Below are 21,323 nucleotides of genomic sequence, written 5' to 3' on the forward strand. Positions count from 1 at the left end.
GCAGAGCGCCGTGTGGACGGAGGAAAGGCATGAGCGGTTCCACCACAACCGAAAAACAACCGGAGCTGAAACGGGCCATAGGACCCAAACTCCTGCTCCTGTTCATCGTGGGTGACATCCTGGGCACGGGCGTCTACGCGCTGACCGGACAGGTGGCCGGCGAGGTGGGCGGCGCGGCGTGGGCCCCGCTGCTGCTCGCGTTCGTCGTGGCCACCATCACCGCGTTCTCCTACCTGGAGCTCGTCACCAAGTACCCGCAGGCCGCCGGGGCCGCGCTGTACACGCACAAGGCCTTCGGCGTCCATTTCCTCACCTTCCTGGTGACGTTCGCCGTGCTCAGTTCCGGCATCACCTCCGCCTCCACCGCCGCCAAGTTCCTGGGTGAGAACTTCATCGCCGGGTTCAACCTGGACTGGAACCAGACCGGCGTGACCTGGGTGGCGATCGTCTTCATGGCGGTCCTGGCGGGAATCAACTTCCGCGGCGTCAGCGAGTCGGTGAAGTTCAACGTGGTCCTGACGGTAGTGGAGTTCACCGGCCTGCTGATCGTGATCTTCATCGGCTTCTGGGCCATGAGCCAGGGCAATGTCGACTTCAGCCGGGTCATGGTGTTCGAAACCTCGGAGGACAAGGGCGTCTTCCTGGCCATCACCGCCGCCACCTCCTTGGCGTTCTTCTCCTTCGTGGGCTTCGAGGACTCGGTGAACATGGCCGAAGAGACCAAGGACCCGGTCACCACCTTCCCCAAGGTCATGCTCACTGGCCTGGGCATCACCGTGATCGTGTACTTGTTGGTGTCCATCACCGCGGTGGCCATCGTGCCGATCGGGCAGCTGTCGGAAAGCCCGACGCCGCTGCTGGAAGTCGTGTCGGTCGGCGCGCCGGGGTTCCCGGTGGACGTCATCTATCCGTTCCTGTCCATGTTCGCCGTGGCGAACACCGCGCTGATCAACATGCTGATGGCCAGCCGCCTGCTCTACGGCATGGCCCGGCAGGACGTGCTGCCGCGGTTCCTGGGCAAGGTCCACCCCAACCGCCGCTCGCCCTGGGCCTCCATCATCTTCACCACGCTCATTGCGTTCGTCTTGATCTTCGTGGTCACCAACCTGATGGGCACCGACACCGTCGCCGCGCTGGGCGGCACCACTGCCCTGCTGCTGCTGGGCGTCTTCACGATCGTGAACCTGGCGGTGCTGGTCCTGCGCCGCAAACCGGTCGACCGCAAACATTTCCGGACCCCCACCGTGCTGCCCTACCTCGGGATGGCCACATGCCTCTTCCTGGTGGGCCCGTGGGCGCAGGATCCGATCGAATACCAGATTGCCGGCCTGCTGATCGGCCTCGGCCTGGTGCTGTGGCTGCTCACCTGGCTCTGGAACCGCGGCGCGTACGGCAGGAAGACGAGGTTCCGCAGCCCGGAGGAACTGGGCGGTTGACGGGACCGGGCGTACGGAGCGAACCGGGTGACTCATCGCACCGGCGATCGTCCGAAGCCGCCGATTGACGGAGCCCGGGCGATTGACCCGGGGCATGGGTGGGTAAGGACAGTGAAACAACGACGGCGGAGGCCGTCCGCGTGACGACGACGCCGGCGGCCTTCTGAGACCGGCCGCGGGCGTGAATCAGAGCCAGCAGGAAGGAAGGCCATGGCCCCCAAGAAACACCGGACCGGGACACTGGACCAGGAGAACCTCGCCGCCTATCTTGACTACCACCTGCTGGGTTCGGCTGCGGGCGTGCAGCTGTTCGACGCCGTCCGCCAGTCGTGGGCGGGAACACCGGAGGAGGCCGAGTTCCGGAAGCTGCGCGACGAGGTGTCCGCAGAGCGCAAGGAATTGAAGGCCCTGCACCGCAGCTTCGGTTACCGGCGCAACAAGCTCAAGCAGCTCGGCTCGATGGCCGGTGCCATTGCCAGCAAAGTGAACCCGCTCAACCCCACGCGCGCTTCGGGCGGGGTGGGCGCCCAACTGGAACTCGAATCACTGATGTCCGCCCTGCGCGGCAAGCAGTGCATGTGGCAGGTCCTGACCGTTCTGGCGCCCAGGGACCGCCGGCTGGACGCCACCCGCTTCCAGGAACTCGAGGCCCAGGCTGCGGACCAGCAGAGACGGGTGGAGCGGATCATGGCCGCGACCGCGGCCCGCCGCTTCCTGCCGGGCGGGTAGGGCTACCCGGCAGGCCACCCGGCAGGCGCTTCCTGCCTGGCGGCTAGGGCTACCCGGCAGCCGCTTCCTGCCCCACGACGATCAGCTAGCCGGCCGGTTCTTCGTACTTCGGGAAGATCGGCGTGGGCGCCGGCAGCGGGGTGCCCGGCACCAAAGCCGTGCCGATGGCAGCGAAGTCGCGGGCGCCGCCGTCGTCCTGTCCCAGCACGTCCAGCAGCTTGCCGGCCGCGGTGGGCATGACCGGCTGGACCAGGATGGAAACGATGCGCAGCACCTCGAGCGTCACGTAAAGCACGGTGTTCATCCGCTCCACGTCCGTCTTGCGCAGCACCCACGGGGCCTGCTCCGCGAAGTACGCGTTGGTGTCGCCGAGCACGGTCCAGATGGCTTCGAGCGACCCGTGGAAATCCTGAACCTCGTAGGCCGCCCGGGACTTCTCGAGGAGTCGCTCGGCACGGGCCAGCAGTTCGTGGTCCTCGGCGGCGAGCGTCGCGGGCTGCGGGACCTTGCCCTCGCAGTTCTTCGCCACCATGGACAGCGACCGCTGGGCGAGGTTGCCCAGGTTGTTGGCCAGGTCCGCGTTCATCCGGCCGACCACGGCATCGTGGTTGTAGGAGCCGTCGGCGCCGAAGGGAACTTCGCGCAGCAGGAAGAAGCGCACCTGGTCCAGGCCGTACTGCGCCACCCATTCGGCGGGAGCGACCACGTTGCCCAGCGACTTGGACATCTTCACGCCGTTGTTGTTCAGGAAGCCGTGGATCATGACGCGCTTGGGCAGTTCCAGGCCGGCCGACATCAGGAAGGCGGGCCAGTAGACGGCGTGGAAGCGGGAGATGTCCTTGCCGATCACGTGGACGTCGGCCGGCCAGAACTTCTTGAACGACTCCGACTCCGTGTCCGGGTAACCGACGCCGGTGAGGTAGTTGGTCAGCGCGTCGACCCAGACGTACATGACGTGCTTGTCGTTGCCCGGGACCGGCACGCCCCAGTCGAAGGTGGTCCGGGAGATCGACAGGTCCTCCAGGCCGCCCTTGACGAAGCTGATGACCTCGTTGAAGCGGCTGCGCGGGGCGCCGAAATCGGGGTGGTCTTCGTAGAGCTTGAGCAGCTTGTCCTGGTAGTTGGAGAGCCGGAAGAAGTAGCTCTCCTCCTCGGTCCAGGTCAGTTCGGTGTCGGTCTGGACGGAGTAGCGCTTGCCGTCGTCGCGGAGCTCGGTCTCGTCCTCGGCGTAGTAGGCCTCGTCGCGGACCGAGTACCAGCCCTCGTACTTGCCCAGGTAGATGTCCCCGGCCTCTTCCATCTTCTTCCAGATGGCCTGGGAAGCGGCGTAGTGGTCGGGATCGGTGGTGCGGATGAACCTGTCGTAGGAGATCTCCAGCACCTGATGGGCCGACTTGTAAGCCGCGGTGTTCCGGTCCACCAATTCCTTCGGGGTCATGCCCTCCTTGGCGGCGGTCTGGGCGATCTTCATGCCGTGCTCGTCCGTGCCGGTCAGGAACATGACGTCGTAGCCGTCCAGGCGCTTGAAGCGGGCCATCGCGTCGGTCGCAATGTACTCGTAGGCATGGCCGATATGCGGCACGCCGTTGGGATACGTGATGGCCGTGGTGATGTAGAACGGGGGCTTGGGCTCGGATGCGGTCACCCTATGAAATTACCCTCTGCGTTCGGCGGTGTCGAAATGTGCCGGAAAGGATGGCGGTATGCAGCGCGGGCAGGGTGGTTAGGACACCGGTACGTCGTGATCACCGCCGGCGTTGCCGCCGACACCGGAAGAGCCGCCCCGGGAAGGAGCGCCGCCGTCGTGCTTTGTCCACAGATAAGGCCGCCGGGATCGACGGCGGGCGGGACGTGGGGCACGTTGGGTCGATGGACGAACTCATCGGCAGTCTCGGGCAGACATGCCGCATTGACCGAATCGTCAGCTACCAGGAACTGCGCGAACTCGGGATCGAGGAACGCCAGATCACTGCCGCCGTGCGCCGCAGGATCCTGCGCCGCCTGCGGCGCGGCATCTACGTCTCGGAGGAATACTGGCGGGCGCAGAAACCGTGGGACCAGCAGGTGCTGATGATTAAAGCCCACCACGCGGCTTCCGACGGCAACCTTGTTTACAGCCATGCTTCGGCCGCACGGCTGTGGGGCCTGCACATCTGGAACGCGCCGCCTGAAATCCATGTGATCCAGCGCGGCCGCCGTGGCGAGAAGTCCGCTGGCACCGGGGTGGTGCGGCACACCCATCAGGTGCCGGACCGAGACGTGCGGATTCTGGACGGGGGCATCCGCGTAACATCCCGTGAGCGGACGGTACTGGACTGCGCGCGGGCACTGCCGTTCGAACCGGCCGTGGTCATCGCCGATTCGGCCCTCCAGCTCGGTGCGAGCCTCGAACGGATGCATGAATTGGCAGACGCCGCCCCCAGATCACGCTTCCTGACACGCGTCCGGCAAGTGCTCGACACCGTCGATGGGCGGTCCGAATCGGCGGGTGAGACCAGATTGCGGCTGAAACTGCGCAGTTGGAACTTCCCGCCGCCGGTACTTCAACACGAGATCAGGACGGCGGAGGGCACTTACCGCGCTGACTTCGCTTGGCCGGGACTGAAGCTCATCTTCGAGTTCGACGGCGACAGCAAGTACCGCGCCTATCACCCCACGGACCAAGTGATTCTGGACGAGCGGAAGCGGGAGACTCGTTTGATGGAAGACGGCTGGACGATCGTCCGTGTCCGATGGAGCCATCTCGACGACGATGATGCGCTCAGGCAGCGTTTGGTCCGGAAGTACAACGAGGCGTTTCGCAAGGCCTCAGGCCAGACGGCGTGAGCGGACGCCATCCACCAGATCCCCCTTTGGCTGCCAGATCAGGGGCTGTAACCGGTGATCTGGACGCTGACCCCTGACCTCGTCTCCAGATCAGGGGCCATGAGCGGTGACCTGGACGCTGACCCCTGACCTCGTCTCCAGATCACGGGCCGTGAGCGCCTAGTTCATCCGGGTGCTGCTGTCCGCGGCCTTGATGAGTTCCTGGTCGTGGGACGCCACGAGCACGGCAATGCCGTCCTTGGTCGTGTCCTTCAGGATGTGAATGATCTTGTTGGCCTGTTCGCGGTCCAGGTTGGCGGTGGGCTCGTCCACGACCAGGACCTTGGTGCCCAGGATCAACGCGCGGGCGATGGCCACCCGCTGGCGTTCGCCGCCGGAGAGCTGGCCCGGACGGTGGCGCATGCGGCGGCCCAGCCCGACCAGGTCCAGCAGGTCCTTGGCCATCTCGGTGCGCTCTTCCACCTTGCCGTCGGGCACGGCCGGCAGCAGGACGTTCTCCAGCGCGCTCATGCCGTCGATCAGCGCGCCGCCCTGGTCCACGTAGCCAATCAGGGCCCGGCGGCGGTCGGAGATCTCGTCGTCGTCCATGGCGCTGAGGGCATCGCCCTGCCAGAACACCTCGCCGGCCGTGGGCTGCTGCAGCCCGGCGGCCACGGTGAGGATGCTGGTCTTGCCGGAGCCGCTGCGGCCGGCCAGGCAGTGCATGGTGCCGGCTTCCAGACCGAGGTCGAAGTCGTCGGCAATCACGAGCGGCTCGGCACCGCCGTCGTACCGGATGGTGATGCCCCGCAGCTCCACCGGCATGGCATGGTCGGCGGTGCGCTCCTTGGTGGCGGCGCGGGTCAGGGGTTCTTCGATCATTTCCGGGTCCTTGTCATCAAAACAAACCAGAGGAGCACGGCCGCGATGCCAGCGGCAGCGGCCCACACCGCGGTATGCGGTGCAATAAACAGGGCGGTCACGACGGCGCCGATGACCGCAAGCGGCAGTGCGACGGCGGCGGTGATGCCGGCCTCGCCGCGGCGGGCCTGCAGCAGCAGCGTGGGCGTCCAGCCCATGGCGCCGAGGATGGCAAACTGTTCGCGCTTGCGGCGCGCCTCGAACCGGGTGGTCATCAGCGCCAGCAGCAGCGCCGTGACCACGCCGAGCAGCGCCAGCGCGATGTTCAGGCCGCTCAGCTGTGCGGCGGCCAGCGAACCGAGCGCCGTGCTGCCGGCTGCCCGCGGAATGTCGGCCAGCACCGCCATCAGGGCTCCGGCCGCGGCGCCGAGCACCGCGACGCCCAACGCGATGGCCACGGTGTTGAACCGGTTGGTGCTCAGCTGGCGGGCGGCGAACTGCAGCGGGGTCTTCACCGACGGCACGCCGGCCGCCCCGGAGGGTTCGATGTCCTTCGCCGGATGCGGCTTGAGCATGGCGGCGGAGATGAAGGCGGAGGCACCGTAGACGACCAGCGCGATCAGCGACACCCACAGCGTCACGGCGCTGCGGCTGATGGCGCTGGCCACGACGGCCACCACCAGCACGGCGACGCCGCCGATCAGCAGCTCGTTCAGGAACCAGGAGCGGATGCGCCGCCGGTTCCAGCCCATGGCCCGCAGCGTCACGGCTTCGGTCCGGCGGGAGCGGGTGAAGGCGACGGCGCTGGCGGCGGTCAACAGCGCCGCGCCGCCAACGGTCAGGGCCAGCAGCGCCGCGCTGGAGGCGCTCAGGGCGCCCTGCACCTCGCCGGCCGCGCCCTGGCGGACCCAGGACTGCTGCACGGTGCCGAGGTCGCTGACCGTGCCGGAGGCGTCCTTGTGGTAGTCCGGCACGTAGATGGACACGTCTTCGCGGGCCGAGCCGGCCACCACCTGGGTCTGCAGGCCGAGGTCCTCGATCGCGGCGGCCACGGCGTTGATCTGGTCTTCGGCGTCGGCCCACGAGCCGGCGGCGTCGACGCGGACGCGGACCGCGTCGATGACCGGCTCCTCGGCGCCGGTGCCGCGGACGGCGGCCAGTCCGGCGAAGTCGGTGATGGCGCCCGCGGACTGCACGGACAGGCCGGCGCCGCTGAGGCCCGGCTTCATCACGGTGTCGTCGACGTTGTTGCCCTCGGCGTCTTTGGTGATGGTCACCGGCGTCGGGTCGTACCCGCCCAACGGCAGGTAGTTCACGTCGCCGGCGGCCTCGCGCACGGCGGAAGCGTCGAACGTGCCGTAGACGAAGGGCAGAGGAGTGGCGGATTCGCCGCCGGAATCCACGGTGCTGCGGTAGGACTGCTCCTCCACCGGTTCCCGCTGGCTCTGGTCCGGTTCCAGCTGCCACTGGAGGGTCTTCTCCGGCAGCTTGTTGACCTGGATCCAACCCTGCGGCGTGGCGGTCTGCTCCGCGCTCCCGTCGCTGGCGGCGTCCCCGGCGGTGAACTCCGGGTTGGACATGAAGTCCGTGGTCCACACCGGCGGCTGGTGCAGGCCGGCGACCATCTGGACGCCGCCGGAGCCCAGCAGGTAGTTGTAGTCCTCGCCGCCGGGCCAGCGCAGCTGGAAGGGCTTGCTGGAGGCGAAGGGCAGGTAGCCCTCCCCCAGCTCCTTGCTGACGGTGCCGACCTCCGAAACGGTGTTGCCGGCGTCGTCCAGTGCTTCGATGGTGACCGAGTAGGTCAGGTCCAGGTCGGTGCCGGAACGGACCACCATGGGGATGACCTGGGATTCCTCGTCCAGCGTGCCGGCTTCCACCGCGTTCTGGTACTGGACAAAGAACGGGCTCCAGAACTCGAACGGGTGCCCGTCGATGGCGGCGCCTTCGCCGCCCTCGGAGAACATGCCCATGCCGAACTGCGAGGAGAAGTGCTGGCCCAGTTCATGGGCGTTGCGGTCGGTCGGTTCCGGTGCCTGCTTCAGCGGGGCCAGGAAGTCGCCGGCCTCGCCGAGCAGCGCGGATTCGGCCGCCGGGTCCACGGCAACCACCGTCTCGGTGATCTGCGGCAGCATGGGCAGCGCGATGGTGGTGTCGAAATCGCCGTGCATGCTGCCGCCGGCCGGGTCCGGGAACTTGATGCCGGTTTCGCCCTTGGGTGCCACGGTGCGCAGGCTGGTGCCGCCGGGTACTTTCAGCTCCTCCAGCTTGGCCTGGCCCAGGGAACCCTCGGCGGCTGTTTCAAAGAGGACGGTGTCCGTCAGGCCGTCGGAGCTGACGGCCTTGGCGGTGATGCGGTAGTTCGTCGGTTCTTCGTTGAAGACGGAATCCGGCGCCGGCCACTCTTCCTTGGGCACGGCGTCCTTGATGCCCTGGCCCTTGAGGTACTGCTCGATGTTCGGGTTGTAGCCGACGTAGTCGGTGGCCTTCAGCTGCGGGAACTCGATGTCCTGGACCACCTTGGACACGAGCGAAATCGGGGCGGCGACGGAGACGCCGTCGATTCCCCGGACCTGCTCCAGCTCCGACGCGGCGATGCCGCCGTTGCCGCTGAGGAAGTCCGGCTGGCGCAGTTCGTCGCCCGCGGTGCCCTCGGGCAGGACCAGGATGTCGTACACGCCGCGGGTGTTGGCGTCGACGATCCGGGTCAGCGATGCCTGTGCCCGGCCCTGGACGAAAATGGAAAGGACCATTGCCGCGATCAGGACGGCGACCGTCACCACGAGCGAACGGCTGCGCATGAAGCGTGACGCAGCGTTGAACCGGATTTCCACAGAATCACTCCATACGGCAGCAAAAAGGCCAGAGGTCGAATTGACCCGGCATTAAGGTTCTCACGAGGTGAGCGCAGGCGAGGAATCGACCCGCGGGTCTGCGTAAAGCCCGCCCGGCCCCGGGGGAACAGCAGGGACCGGGCGCGCTTTACCGCGGCGAGGGTCAGTCCTGCAGGTCGACTTCGCGGGCCACGACGGCGCCGATCTCCGCGCTGAGCCTTTCCAGCAGGTCCTGCGGCAGGGCGCTGTCCACGGTCAGCACGGCCAGCGCCTGCTTGCTGGCGTCGTTCCGGGCCACCTGCATGCCGGCGATGTTGATGTCCTGCTCGCCCAGCAGCCGGCCCAGGGTGCCGATGACGCCCGGACGGTCCTCGTAGAGGAAGACGATCACGTGTTCGCTGATCGGCATTTCCACCTCGTAGCCGTTGATGGCCACGATCTTCTGGATCTGCTTGGGGCCGGTCAGCGTGCCGGAGACGGAGATCTGCGAACCGTCCGACAGGGCGCCGCGGATGGTGAGCACGTTGCGGTACTCTTCGGACTCCGTGGTGGTGATCAGGCGGGTGTTGATGCCGCGCTGCTCGGCCAGCACGGGGGCGTTGACGTAGGAGACCTGCTCGGAGACGACGTCACGGAAGACGCCCTTGAGCGCGGCCAGTTCCAGCGCCTTCACGTCCAGCTCGGCGATTTCGCCGGCCACTTCGACGTCGATCTGGGTCACCGAGTCGTGGGTCAGCGCGGTGAAGATCCGGCCGAGCTTTTCGATCAGCGGGATGCCCGGGCGGACGTCCGGGGCGATCACGCCGCCGGCCACGTTCACGGCGTCGGGCACTAGTTCCCCGGCCAGCGCCAGGCGCACGGACTTGGCCACGGAGATGCCGGCCTTCTCCTGCGCTTCCTCGGTGGAGGCGCCCAGGTGCGGGGTGACCACCACGTTCTCCAGTTCGAAGAACGGCAGGTCGGTGCTCGGCTCGGTGACGAAGACGTCGATGGCGGCGCCGGCGATCTTGCCTTCCTTCAGCGCGTCGTAGAGCGCGGCTTCGTCGATCAGGCCGCCGCGGGCCACGTTGACCACGCAGGCGGTGGGCTTCATCTTCTCGAAGGCGGCGGCACCGATCATGCCCACCGTCTCCGGGGTCTTCGGCATGTGGATGGTGATGAAGTCGGACTGCTCCAGCAGCTCGTCCAGGCTGACCAGCTGCACGCCCAGCTGGGCGGCGCGGGCGCTGGTCACGTACGGGTCGTAGGCGAGGATCTGGGTCTCGAACGCCTGCATGCGCGCGGCGATCAGGGCGCCGATGCGGCCCAGGCCGATGATGCCGATCTTCTTCTCGTAGATCTCGGTGCCGGTGTACTTGGAGCGCTTCCACTCGCCGCCCTTGAGCGAGGCGTTCGCGGCGGGGATGTGGCGGGCCAGGGCCAGAATGTGGCCGACGGTCAGTTCAGCGGCGGAGACGATGTTGGAGGTCGGAGCGTTCACGACCATGACGCCGGCCTGGGTGGCGGCCTTGATGTCCACGTTGTCCAGGCCCACGCCGGCACGGGCGATGACCTTCAGGTTCTTGGCCGCGGCAATGGCCTCGGCGTCCACCTTGGTGGCGGAGCGGACCAGGATGGCGTCGACGTCGGCAATCGCGGCCAGCAGCTGGGACCTGTCGGCTCCATCGGTCTGCCGGATCTCGAAGTCGGGCCCAAGGGCTTCGATGGTCGCCGGGGAGAGTTCCTCCGCCAGCAGGACTACTGGTTTTTCCACAGGGGTGTTCCTTCGCTGCAAGCATGGTGATGGCCGTGCGTATAGATGGGGGTGACTCCAGTCTAGAACGGCTGCGGCCCTGTCCCCCAGTTGTTACCGGTACCGGCCGGCCGGCACCGGCCCGGTGAAACGGCGGGCCATGGGAATCGTGACGACGACGGCGGGCGCCGCGGAAACATGACGACGGCGGCGCGCCTTCCGGAAACGCGACGACGACGGCGGGGCGCCTCGGGAGCCGTGACGACGACGGCGGGGCCTTCCGGAAACGCGACGGCCGGCGCCCGCAGTGGGCGCCGGCCGTCGGACTGACCTAGCGGGCTGCTACGCCCTCGGTGTAGTCGTCGTCGGACTTGATCCAGGAGAACAGCTTGCGCAGTTCGCGCCCGGTGGCCTCGATCGGGTGGTCTTCGCCCTTCTGGCGCAGCTCCAGGAACTCCTTGGCGCCGTTGGCCTGGTCGTCCATGAAGCGCTTGGCGAAGGAGCCGTTCTGGATGTCGGCCAGGACGGCCTTCATGTTCTCCTTCACCTCCGGGGTGATCACGCGCGGGCCGGAGACGTAGTCGCCGAACTCGGCGGTGTCGGAGACCGACCAGCGCTGCTTGGCGATGCCGCCTTCGACCATCAGGTCGACGATCAGCTTGAGCTCGTGCAGCACCTCGAAGTAGGCGATCTCCGGCTTGTAGCCGGCCTCGGTCAGGGTCTCGAAGCCGTACTGCACCAGCTGCGAGGCGCCGCCGCAGAGCACGGCCTGCTCGCCGAACAGGTCGGTCTCGGTCTCTTCGGTGAACGTGGTCTCGATGACGCCGGCGCGGGTGCCGCCGATGCCCTTGGCGTAGGAGAGCGCCAGGGCCTTGGCGTTGCCGGTGAAGTCCTGCTCGATGGCGATCAGGTCCGGGACACCGCGGCCGGCTTCGAACTCGCGGCGCACGATGTGGCCCGGGCCCTTCGGGGCGACCAGGGCGACGTCGACGTTGGCCGGCGGCTGGATGAAGCCGTAGCGGATGTTGAAGCCGTGGCCGAAGAACAGGGCGTTGCCCTCTTCGAGCTTGTCGGCGATGGACTCGGCGTAGACCTTGGCCTGGACCTGGTCCGGGGTCAGGATCATGATGACGTCGGCCTCGGCGGCAGCGTCGGCGACGGAGAGGACCTTCAGGCCCTCGGCCTCCGCCTTGGCGCGGGACTTGGAGCCCTCGGCCAGGCCGACGCGGACGTCGACGCCGGAGTCGCGCAGGCTCAGGGCATGGGCGTGGCCCTGGCTGCCGTAGCCAATGACAGCGACCTTGCGGCCCTGGATGATCGAAAGGTCGGCGTCGTCGTCGTAATACAGCTCAGTCACTTAGGTTTCTCCTGTTGGGATTGCGTGGAAAGGAATCAGGCGGAACGCAGCGCGCGGTCGCTCATGGAGCGGGAGCCGCGGCCAATGGCCAGCGTTCCGGATTGGACTATTTCGCGGATGCCAAACGGCTCCAGCACTGCAAGCAGGGCCTCGAGCTTATCGGCGGTGCCGGTGGCCTCCAGGACCAACGAGTCGGTAGACACGTCGACCACGGAGGCGCGGAACAAGTCTGCTGCCTGGGTTACCTGCAGCCGTGTTGCGGCATCCGCGCGGACCTTGACCAGGATGTGGTCGCGTTGCACGGAAGTTTCGGGAACCAGCTCGACAATCTTGATGACGTTGATGAGCTTGTTCAGTTGTTTGGTGACCTGCTCCAGCAGGTCGCCCTCGGCCTCGACCACCACGGTAATGCGGGAGAACCCGTCTGCTTCCGTGGGGCCGACGGCCAGAGAATGGATGTTGAACGCCCGGCGGGCGAAGAGGCTGGCGACGCGGGTCAGCACGCCCGGGACGTCCTCCACCAGCACTGAAAGGGTATGGCGGGACATTCCTAGTCCTCCTCTTCCCACTCGGGGGTCATGTCGCGGGCAATCTGGATCAGGTCGTTGCTCACGCCGGAGGGCACCATCGGCCACACCATGGCGTTGGGGCTGACCACGAAGTCGATGACCACGGGGCGGTCGTTGATCGCCAGCGCCTGCTGGATCGTGGCGTCGATGTCCTCCGGACGTTCGCAGCGCAGGCCAACGCAGTCGTAGGCGTCGGCCATCTTCACGAAGTCCGGCACCCGCACGGTGTCGTGCCCGGTGTTCAGGTCGGTGTTGGAGTACCGGCCGTCGTAGAACAGGGTCTGCCACTGGCGGACCATGCCCAGCGAGGAGTTGTTGATCACCGCCACCTTGATGGGGATGTTGTTCAGCCGGCAGGTGGCCAGTTCCTGGTTGGTCATCTGGAAGCAGCCGTCGCCGTCGATGGCCCAGACCACGCGGTCCGGGTTGCCCACCTTGGCGCCCATCGCGGCCGGCACCGAGTAGCCCATGGTGCCCAGGCCGCCGGAGTTCAGCCAGGCGTGCGGGCGCTCGTACTTGATAAACTGCGCGCTCCACATCTGGTGCTGGCCCACGCCGGCGACGTAGACGCCTTCCGGACCGGTCAGCTCGCCGATCCGCTGGATCACCTGCTGCGGGGCCATCAGGCCGTCGTCGGGCTCGGCGAAGCCCAGCGGGTAGGTCTCGCGCAGCCGGTCCAGCGTGGCCCACCAGGCGGAGAGGTCCGGGGTTCCCTCGGCGGCGAACCGCTCGCGGCAGGCCTCGGCCAGTTCCGGAATGATCTCCTTGACCGAGCCCACGATCGGCACGTCGGCGGTGCGGTTCTTGGAGATCTCCGCCGGGTCGATGTCCGCGTGGATCACCTTGGCGCCCGGGGCGAAGCTGCTCAGCACGCCGGTGACGCGGTCGTCGAAGCGGGCGCCGAGCGTGATCAGCAGGTCGGCCTGCTGCAGCGCGGTCACTGCCGAGACGGAGCCGTGCATGCCCGGCATCCCCACGTGCTGCGGGTGCGAGTCCGGGAACACGCCGCGGGCCATCAGCGTGGTGGCCACCGGGGCGCCCACCAGCTCGGCCAGCTCGCGCAGCTCCTGCGACGCGTGGGCCTTGATCACGCCGCCGCCCACGTAGAAGGCCGGGCGCTCCGCCGCGGCGATCAGCTTGGCGGCCTCGCGGACCTGCTTGGAGTGCCCGCGGACCACGGTGCGGTAGCCGGGGATGTCGATCTTCGGCGGCCAGGAGAAGCTCATGGTGGACTGCTGGGCGTCCTTGGTGATGTCCACCAGCACCGGGCCGGGGCGGCCGGTGGTGGCAATGTGGAACGCCTCGGCCAGCGCGCGGGGAATGTCCTGCGCCTTGGTGACCAGGTAGGAGTGCTTGGTGACCGGCATGGTGATGCCGACGATGTCCGCTTCCTGGAACGCGTCCGAGCCGATCACGGCCGAGGAGACCTGCCCGGTGATCGCCACCATCGGCACCGAGTCCATGTGCGCGTCGGCAATGGCGGTGACCAGGTTGGTGGCCCCCGGGCCGGAGGTGACAATGCAGACACCGGCGCGGCCGGTGACCATGGCATAACCCTGTGCGGCGTGGCCTGCACCCTGTTCATGACGGACCAAGACGTGGTTGATCTTGGCCGAATCCATGAGCGGGTCGTAGGTGGGGAGGATGGCCCCGCCCGGCAACCCGAAGACGTCATCGACGCCCAGTTCTTCCAGCGAACGGACAACGGCTTGTGAGCCGGTCATTTCCGTGGGCGGCACGATGTTGTTCGGCCCGACTACCGGGCTGAGGCCGTCCACGACGGAAGAGACAGAGGCAGCTACATCTTTGGTTTTGAGGGCGTCGGGCGAGGCCGGCGCCTTGTTGGCCATCAGCGAGGGGCTGATTGGCGATCCCTTAGTCATCGGATTTCCTTTGCGGATCTTGATGTTCTCTGATGTGCTTGCCGTCCTCCGCGAGCGGGGAACGGCCCTGTTCTCTTCTGCAAATAAAAAAACCCCGTCGAGCCGGTTGGCTCCGATGGGGTTTCGCGCGTGACGTGGTCGTGCCAGACGGGCGGTTACGCCACGCGCTTGGTAAGGACGACCACGGATACGCTTTGCATGGCTTCAGTCTCGTGCCACGCGGATATCAGTGTCAACCTGAGACATCGCCGTCTCACTATTTGGGCATCCGAGTCCACAAGATGGACCCTTCACCCGGGGAGGGGCACGACGGCGGGCGCCCGCCTCGCGGAGGGGAGGCGCCCGCCGTCGTGGTTCAGCTGCAGTACGCGCCGGTGGAGGCGGAGTTCACAAGCTTGACGTACTTGGCCAGCACACCGGTGGTGAACTTCGGCGCCAGCGGTTCCCAGCCCACCCGGCGCGCTTCCAGTTCGGCCTCGTCGACCAGCAGGTCGAAGCTGCGGGCCGCGATGTCCACGCGGATCAGGTCGCCGTCGCGCACGAACGCGATCGGGCCGCCGTCGACCGCTTCCGGCGCCACGTGTCCGATGCACAGGCCGGTGGTGCCGCCGGAGAACCGGCCGTCGGTGAGCAGCAGCACGTCCTTGCCGAGCCCGGCGCCCTTGATGGCGCCCGTGATGGCCAGCATTTCGCGCATGCCCGGGCCGCCCTTGGGGCCCTCGTAGCGGATGACCACCACGTCGCCGGCCTTGATCTGCCCGTTGTCCAGCGCGTCCAGGGCGCCCTGCTCGCGTTCGAACACGCGGGCGGTGCCCTCGAAGACGTCGGCGTCGAAGCCCGCGGACTTGACCACGGCGCCTTCGGGAGCCAGCGAACCGTGCAGGATGGTCACGCCGCCGGTCTTGTGGATGGGGTTGTCCAGGGCGCGCAGGATCTTGCCGTCCGGGTCCGGCGGGTTGATGGCCGCCAGGTTCTCGGCCACGGTCTTGCCGGTCACGGTCAGGCAGTCGCCGTGCAGCAGGCCCGCATCCAGCAGCGCCTTCATGACCACCGGGACGCCGCCGATTTTGTCCAGGTCGAACATCACGTGGCGGCCGAAGGGCTTCATGTCGGCCAAGTGCGGGACCTTGTCGCCGATCCGGTTGAAGTCGTCCAGCGTCAGGTCCACCTCCGCCTCGCGGGCGATCGCCAGCAGGTGCAGCACGGCGTTGGTGGAGCCGCCGAAGGCCATGGTCACCGCGATGGCGTTCTCGAAGGCCTTCTTGGTCATGATGTCGCGGGCGCGGATGCCCTTGCGCAGCAGGTTCACCACGGCCTCGCCGGACTTGTGCGCGAAGTTGTCGCGGCGGCGGTCCGCCGAGGGCGGCGCGGCCGAGCCCGGCAGCGACATGCCCATGGCCTCGCCGATGGAGGCCATGGTGTTGGCCGTGTACATGCCGCCGCAGGCGCCTTCGCCCGGGCAGATGGCGCGTTCGATCGAGTCCAGGTCCTTGCGGCTCATCTTGCCGGCGGCGCAGGCCCCCACGGCTTCGAAGGCGTCGATCAGGGTGACTTCCTTCTCCGAGCCGTCCTCCATCTTCGCGAAGCCGGGCATGATCGTGCCGGCGTAGAGGAACACCGAGGAGAGGTTCAGGCGGGCGGCGGCCATCAGCATGCCCGGCAGCGACTTGTCGCAGCCGGCCAGCAGCACGGAACCGTCGAGGCGCTCGGCCATCATGACCGTTTCCACCGAGTCGGCGATGACCTCGCGGGAGACCAGCGAGAAGTGCATGCCCTCGTGCCCCATGGAAATGCCGTCGGAGACGGAGATGGTGCCGAACTGCATCGGGAAACCGCCGCCGGCGTGGACGCCTTCCTTGGCGCCCTGGGCCAGCCGGTTCAGCGAAAGGTTGCAGGGGGTGATTTCGTTCCAGGAGCTCGCGATGCCGATCTGCGGCTTGGCGAAGTCCTCGTCGCCCATCCCTACGGCTCGGAGCATGCCGCGCGCCGGAGCGGCGTGGATGCCATCGGTTACTACCCGGCTACGGGGCTTGATGTCTGGGGTTGCGTCCGCACTCATGGCATCGATTCTATGACCCGCGCCGCCATGGCAGGGCCATATTACGACGGCGGTGCCTCGGCTGGCCCGGCGCCCCCGGCCCGGGCCGCCCGGACCCGGCCGCACTGCCGCGCGCCGGGGCCGCCCGGATCCGGCCGCCCTCAGCCCTGCTCCGGGCTGCCCGGATCCGGCCGCCCTCAGCCCTGCTGGCTGGCGATCGCCGCCGCCTCCTGCTGCAGCATTCCGATTACGCGGTGCACGCTGCTGCGCTCGGCTACGTCGCTGCGGGCCAGCACCACGATGGTCCGGCGGGCGCGGATTCCCTCCAGCGGACGCATCACGAAGCCGCGGGTGGACTGCGCCTTCCGGGAGGTAAACCGCGGCACCACGGCGAGCCCGTGCCCGGCGGCCACCATGGCCTCCATCACGCGCAGGTCGGCGTAGCGGGTGGTGCGCTTGGCCAGCCTGCCGGTGCGCGCTTCGATCTGGCGCAGCACCTGCTCGAAGGGAAAGCCCTGCGGGACGCCGATCCACGGGTGGTCCACCACGTCCTCGGGCCGGAGGACGTCCAGTGCCGCCAGCGGATGGCCGGCGGGCATGGCCACATCCAGTGGTTCGTCCAGCAACGGCAGCACGGTGATGCCGCTGCGGGCGAAGGCCTCGACGCCCTGCTGGCTGTGGGCCAGCACGAGGTCGTAGTCGGCCGCCAGCGGCAGGAACCCCTCGACGGACGGGTCTTCCAGGCAGGGGTCGAAGTGCAGCCCCTTGATGTCCTGCAGCCGGTACATCAGGCCCGGCAGGAACATTTCCGCCGCACTGGGAAAGAACGCGGCACGGATTTGGTTTTGCCAGCCGCTGCGGTAGCCGTCGACGGTGGCCTGCGCCCGTTCCATCGCCGCGGAGACGTCCGCGGCGGCTGCTGCCATGGCCAGCCCGGCCTCGGTCAGCCGTACTCCCCTGCCGGCTTTCTCCACCAGCGTGACGCCCACCTCCCGCTGCAGCGCCTTCAACTGCTGGGAGACGGCCGAGGCTGTGATCTTCATCGCAGCGGCGGTGGCGACGACTGACCCGCGGTCGCCCAGTTCCCGCAGAATCTGCAGCCGCCTCATGTCCATAAAGAGATACTACATAGCGAGGTAAGTAACGTTAGCTTGAACTTGACGGTTGCCCCGGTCGACAATAGCGGCATGACAGTCTCAGTTGCCCTGACCGCAGTAGGGATGGCGGCCGTCTTGGCGCGCCTCGCCGTCGTTGTCCGCCGCGACCATGGCCCGGTTCCCCGCAGCCACACGTGGGAGACGGACCATTCGGCCATGCCGGTGAAAGCGGTCGACGCCGTCTGACTTCCACCCTTACAATCAAGCGCCGGGCACCACATGGGCCAGGCGCTTTTTTGTGGGTCCGGTTCCTTAGGCTGACGGCAGCGCCCCGCGCTTCCGGCGCCGCAGGCGCCCAGCACTCCCGCCCGATTACGCACTTCCGAAGGCCACATGCCCACCAGCGACGAACTCAAGGACGCGCTCAGCGCCATCTTCGACTCCCAGATTCCCAACTACGGCGATTACAACCTCGTCTTCGCCAGCGGTCGCCAGGACGATGCGCACCGGGCGCAGGGCGGGACCGAAGACTTTTACGTGATCGGTTACCGCTGGCGGCCGCAGGAGCTGGTCATCGCGCCCTTCGACGGCTCGGCGCTGACGGCCGGCGGCACCCCCGTCTCGATCAACATGACCAATATGTCCCATGCAGTCCAGCTCGGCGGCGGGGAATACGAAGTGGGCACCAGCACCGGCAGGACGTTCCGGTTCGGCGTCCAGGCCGAAGGCAGGCTGCCCGACGAGGGCTACACGATCGACCAGTCCGAAGACCAGCCCGACTTCCACAGCTTCATGGCGGAGCTGATCTTCCGGGCCTAGCGGCCCGCCCCCGGGCCCGCAAAGCATCGCCTCAACCTGCCGGTCCACCTCACGTTTTCGGAGACGGAACCGGCCACGGGAGGCTATGGACACTGTCCTGTCCCGCACGTAACGTCGGGACCGGATGCAGCACAACCATCAACCGAAGGTGAAGGCCATGGACCGGAGATGGGGAATCAGGACCGCCGTCGCAGCCACCATCGCGACCGCCCTGCTGTGCCGGTTGTTTAGCCGCAAGTCCCGCTCCACGGAGGCTGGCTCCCCGGCCGCCCCCGCGCCGGCGAATCCGGCGCACGCGCCCTCCGAGCCGGGCCCCAAGCCGTCGAACCTGGCGCACGCGCCCTCCGAGCCGGGCCCCAAGCCGTCGAACCTGATGCACGCCCCCTCCGGCACTGCCAGCGGGAACCCAACGATCGGCCGCACGCCGCGGGCATTCGACGAGGACCTGATGGTGGAGGAGACCATGCCGGAGTCCCCGGGCGACACCGGCACGGCGGCCGCCGGCGGCTTCGGCGCGGACGAGCCGGTGCCGGCCGATGTCGAGGACGCGGCAGCGGAGCAGGCGGCGGTCACGGACAAACCGCTCTACGATGAGACCGAATGGCTCGGTTACGCGGGCGAGGCGGTCATCGAACCGTCCGTGGAGGCCGAGGATGGGAACGGAGCGGACCGGAAACGAGGCTGACGGATGGACGACCAAGCGGATCGGCGCATCCTGCCGCTTCGGTTTGCCCCCTTGGCCCTGGCCGTGGCGCTGGCGGCCGTCCTGGCCGGTTGCAGCGTCGGCGGCAGCGGCCGGCCGGACAGTAGCGGCGGCGCCGCTACCAGCCCGGACGTGGAAGCGGCAGCCTCGGGCCTGGCCGAACCGTGGTCCATAGCCGTACTGCCCGACGGCAGTGCACTCATTTCCGAGAACGACACCGGCCTGATCAAACACGTGGTCGACGGCGAAACGGTTGCCGCCGTGCCCGTGGACTCCGCGCTGGAAACCACCGGCGAGGCCGGCCTGCTGGGGCTGGAGCCCAGCCCCGATTTCGACGCCGACGCCCGGCTCTACGTCTACCTCACCTCCCCGGAGGACAACCGGGTCCTCAGCTACCGCTGGGACGACGGCCGGCTCAGCGACGGGCAGGAAATCGTCACCGGCATTCCCAAAGCCGGGATCCACAACGGCGGACGGCTCAAGTTCGGACCGGACGGCTACTTGTACATCGCCACCGGCGACGCCGCCGATTCCTCCCGCTCCCAGGATCTCTCCTCCCTGGGCGGCAAGATCCTACGGGTCACGCCCGACGGCGACCCTGCCCCCGGCAACCCCTTCGGCGACAGCCCGGTTTACAGCTTCGGCCACCGCAATGTGCAGGGGCTGGCGTGGGACGCCGACGGCAGGCTCTGGATTACGGAGTTCGGCCCCGACCGGGACGACGAGCTGAACCTGATCGAGCCCGGCGGCAACTACGGCTGGCCGGACGTTACCGGAGCCCCCGGCGACGAGCGGTTCATCGACGCCAAGGTGGTCTGGCCGTCCACCGCCGAGGCCTCCCCCAGCGGCATGGCCCTGGTGGACGGGACGGCGTGGATCGCTGCGTTGCGCGGCCAGCGGCTCTGGCGGGTGGAGCTCGACGGCACCGAGGCCGGAGAGCCCGAGGCCTTTTATGAAGGAGAATACGGCCGGCTGCGCGACGTGGCCGCTGCCCCGGACGGCCGGCTCTGGGTACTCACCAACGGCACCGACGAGGACCGGATGCTGGCGGTTTCTGTGAAGTAGGCGACAAAGGCCGCCTCAATTTCACATTCGCGGAAAAGTCCTGCTAGAGTTACATGTCGTTGCGAGGGAGAAAGCGCCCGGGAAACCGGCGCCGGCCCCTCACCGACAGCTGCACCTCTAGCTCAACTGGCAGAGCAATTGACTCTTAATCAATGGGTTCCGGGTTCGAGTCCCGGGGGGTGCACAAGCAAAACCCCGTCTGACCGGCGCAAGCCCGGACAGGCGGGGTTTTTTGTTGTTCCGGCGACGGGACAAGGTCTCCGGAGAAGACAAAGGCGCCTGCAGAATCCCTAGCCGGGCTTCGCCAACTGATGGATTCGTTCGATCACCCGGACGACCTCCAAAGCCTCCCGTGGATCAACCGGGATGGGCCCGCTTTCCCGGACCGCCAGAGCCGCAGCCCGGTAAAACCCAAGGTAGTCGCCTCGTTCGGTCGGCACCGCAATGGGGGCGGGATGGCCCGGCGCCCGGATGCCGAGCGTGCCCCACGTGCTTTCGGGCTCGGCGCCGAACCCTGGATCAGTTGGGACTGCCCCCGCCGCCAAGGCCGGTTCCTGGCCGTCCAGGCCATAGCTGACATAGGCGCTTTCGGTCCCCAGAACGCGGAAGCGGGGTCCGGCTTGCGCCGCCACCCGGCTCATCCAGAGCCGCGAATGCACGCCGTTGGAGTGGAAGAGCTCAATGAGGCTGACGTCGTCGTTGCCGCCGCCATCACGAACGGTGCGCACGTCGGCACGGACCTCTTCAACCGGACCGAACAGCACCAGGGCCTGGTCTATGAGGTGGCTGCCCAGATCAAACGTGATCCCGCCGGCCAGGTGCGGAGGCGTCGTATCCTGCCAGCGGTCAACGACTTTGGGCGCCCAGTGCTCAAAGTTCGATTCAAACTGATATACCCGTCCCAGGTGCCCCTCGGCCAGCATCTTCCGCACCGTTCGGAAGTCCCCGTCCCACCTCCGGTTCTGGAACACGATCAGGGGTTTCCCGACGCGTTCTGCCCGTTCTATTAGTTGCTCGCCGTCGCCGACCGTTGGCACGAAGGGCTTGTCCACGATCACCGCCAAGCCCGCGTCCAGTGCTGCCAGCGCTTGGTCCACATGGGTGTGGGGAGGGCCGGCTAGCACCACCAATTCCAGATCCAGGCCACCCGCCAGCATTTCGTTGGCGTCTGCAACAATCTCTGCAGCGGGATGGTCCTTGGCGGCCTGCAGCCTCCGTTCCGGGTGGGCCGTCGCGATGACGTCCAGGGAGAACTCCGGAAGGGCGCCGAGGAAGGGCCCATGAAAGACTTTGCCGGCCAGCCCGTAGCCCACTAAGCCGGTGCGGACAGGCCGCGGAGGGCCTTGGGCGTTCAACATACCGGAAGATTACTCTTGTGCCATAATTTGTTCAAGGAAT

The 21,323-nt window shown here is 67.6% G+C and carries 17 protein-coding genes and 1 tRNA gene; 8 read left to right on the forward strand and 10 right to left on the reverse strand.

The annotated features are described in order from the left end of the window. Nucleotides 1-29: 29 nt before the first annotated feature. Nucleotides 30-1,436, forward strand: a complete 1,407-nt coding sequence (locus tag AC5RVV_RS03555; RefSeq protein WP_494000026.1) for an APC family permease — start codon at nucleotides 30-32, stop codon at nucleotides 1,434-1,436. Between the two features lie 210 nt (nucleotides 1,437-1,646). Next, complete coding sequence (locus AC5RVV_RS03560; RefSeq protein ID WP_494000027.1) at nucleotides 1,647-2,165, forward strand: hypothetical protein; 519 nt, start codon at nucleotides 1,647-1,649, stop codon at nucleotides 2,163-2,165. 85 nt (nucleotides 2,166-2,250) lie between these two features. Here the strand turns inward: AC5RVV_RS03560 and metG are convergent, their stop codons facing one another. After that, on the reverse strand, nucleotides 2,251-3,810 hold the full coding sequence (gene metG, locus AC5RVV_RS03565) for a methionine--tRNA ligase (protein ID WP_494000028.1): 1,560 nt from the start codon (nucleotides 3,808-3,810) through the stop codon (nucleotides 2,251-2,253). A 224-nt stretch (nucleotides 3,811-4,034) separates the two neighbouring features. Here metG and AC5RVV_RS03570 point away from each other — a divergent pair, with 224 nt between their 5' ends. After that, the gene (locus tag AC5RVV_RS03570; protein WP_494000029.1) at nucleotides 4,035-4,991 is read left to right on the forward strand and encodes a type IV toxin-antitoxin system AbiEi family antitoxin domain-containing protein; all 957 of its coding nucleotides are present in this window, start codon (nucleotides 4,035-4,037) and stop codon (nucleotides 4,989-4,991) included. Between the two features lie 159 nt (nucleotides 4,992-5,150). Here AC5RVV_RS03570 and AC5RVV_RS03575 read toward each other — a convergent pair whose 3' ends face one another. The 8 genes from AC5RVV_RS03575 to AC5RVV_RS03610 all read right to left on the reverse strand — a co-directional run bounded on the left by AC5RVV_RS03575 (nucleotide 5,151) and on the right by AC5RVV_RS03610 (nucleotide 17,356). After that, a complete protein-coding gene (locus AC5RVV_RS03575) occupies nucleotides 5,151-5,852 on the reverse strand; it encodes an ABC transporter ATP-binding protein (protein ID WP_494000030.1) in 702 nt (233 codons plus the stop codon). Further along, the gene (locus AC5RVV_RS03580; protein WP_494000031.1) at nucleotides 5,849-8,662 is read right to left on the reverse strand and encodes an ABC transporter permease; all 2,814 of its coding nucleotides are present in this window, start codon (nucleotides 8,660-8,662) and stop codon (nucleotides 5,849-5,851) included. The genes AC5RVV_RS03575 and AC5RVV_RS03580 overlap by 4 nt, the downstream gene beginning before the upstream one ends. 163 nt (nucleotides 8,663-8,825) lie before the next feature. Continuing rightward, the gene (serA, locus tag AC5RVV_RS03585) at nucleotides 8,826-10,415 is read right to left on the reverse strand and encodes a phosphoglycerate dehydrogenase (RefSeq protein WP_494000032.1); all 1,590 of its coding nucleotides are present in this window, start codon (nucleotides 10,413-10,415) and stop codon (nucleotides 8,826-8,828) included. 310 nt (nucleotides 10,416-10,725) lie between these two features. Further along, a complete protein-coding gene (gene ilvC / locus AC5RVV_RS03590; RefSeq protein ID WP_493941723.1) occupies nucleotides 10,726-11,751 on the reverse strand; it encodes a ketol-acid reductoisomerase in 1,026 nt (341 codons plus the stop codon). Between the two features lie 35 nt (nucleotides 11,752-11,786). Further along, entirely contained in the window at nucleotides 11,787-12,299 is a 513-nt protein-coding gene (gene ilvN, locus AC5RVV_RS03595; RefSeq protein ID WP_493979937.1) for an acetolactate synthase small subunit, read from the reverse strand. 2 nt (nucleotides 12,300-12,301) lie between these two features. Further along, entirely contained in the window at nucleotides 12,302-14,203 is a 1,902-nt protein-coding gene (locus AC5RVV_RS03600; RefSeq protein WP_494000033.1) for an acetolactate synthase large subunit, read from the reverse strand. A gap of 355 nt (nucleotides 14,204-14,558) precedes the next feature. Further along, nucleotides 14,559-16,262: a dihydroxy-acid dehydratase gene (ilvD, locus tag AC5RVV_RS03605; protein WP_494000034.1), complete on the reverse strand. Its 1,704-nt coding sequence runs from the start codon at nucleotides 16,260-16,262 to the stop codon at nucleotides 14,559-14,561. 176 nt (nucleotides 16,263-16,438) lie between these two features. Beyond that, entirely contained in the window at nucleotides 16,439-17,356 is a 918-nt protein-coding gene (locus tag AC5RVV_RS03610; RefSeq protein ID WP_494000035.1) for a LysR family transcriptional regulator, read from the reverse strand. 72 nt (nucleotides 17,357-17,428) lie between these two features. Between AC5RVV_RS03610 and AC5RVV_RS03615 the strand changes: the two genes are divergently transcribed. The 5 genes from AC5RVV_RS03615 to AC5RVV_RS03635 all read left to right on the forward strand — a co-directional run bounded on the left by AC5RVV_RS03615 (nucleotide 17,429) and on the right by AC5RVV_RS03635 (nucleotide 20,109). Continuing rightward, nucleotides 17,429-17,584 carry a hypothetical protein gene (locus AC5RVV_RS03615; protein WP_494000036.1) on the forward strand — a complete coding sequence of 52 codons (156 nt, stop codon included), beginning with the start codon at nucleotides 17,429-17,431 and terminating at the stop codon, nucleotides 17,582-17,584. Between the two features lie 147 nt (nucleotides 17,585-17,731). Next, nucleotides 17,732-18,157, forward strand: coding sequence for a hypothetical protein (locus AC5RVV_RS03620; RefSeq protein WP_494000037.1), 426 nt, complete (start codon nucleotides 17,732-17,734; stop codon nucleotides 18,155-18,157). A 157-nt stretch (nucleotides 18,158-18,314) separates the two neighbouring features. Continuing rightward, on the forward strand, nucleotides 18,315-18,842 hold the full coding sequence (locus AC5RVV_RS03625) for a hypothetical protein (RefSeq protein WP_494000038.1): 528 nt from the start codon (nucleotides 18,315-18,317) through the stop codon (nucleotides 18,840-18,842). Nucleotides 18,843-18,845: 3 nt separating this feature from the next. Beyond that, nucleotides 18,846-19,925, forward strand: coding sequence for a PQQ-dependent sugar dehydrogenase (locus tag AC5RVV_RS03630; RefSeq protein WP_494000039.1), 1,080 nt, complete (start codon nucleotides 18,846-18,848; stop codon nucleotides 19,923-19,925). A gap of 111 nt (nucleotides 19,926-20,036) precedes the next feature. Beyond that, nucleotides 20,037-20,109, forward strand: a tRNA-Lys gene (locus AC5RVV_RS03635). 106 nt (nucleotides 20,110-20,215) lie between these two features. Here the strand turns inward: AC5RVV_RS03635 and AC5RVV_RS03640 are convergent. Continuing rightward, nucleotides 20,216-21,283, reverse strand: a complete 1,068-nt coding sequence (locus AC5RVV_RS03640; RefSeq protein WP_494000040.1) for a Gfo/Idh/MocA family protein — start codon at nucleotides 21,281-21,283, stop codon at nucleotides 20,216-20,218. Nucleotides 21,284-21,323 lie beyond the last annotated feature (40 nt).

Source organism: Arthrobacter sp. MDT2-34-1 (assembly GCF_059091365.1).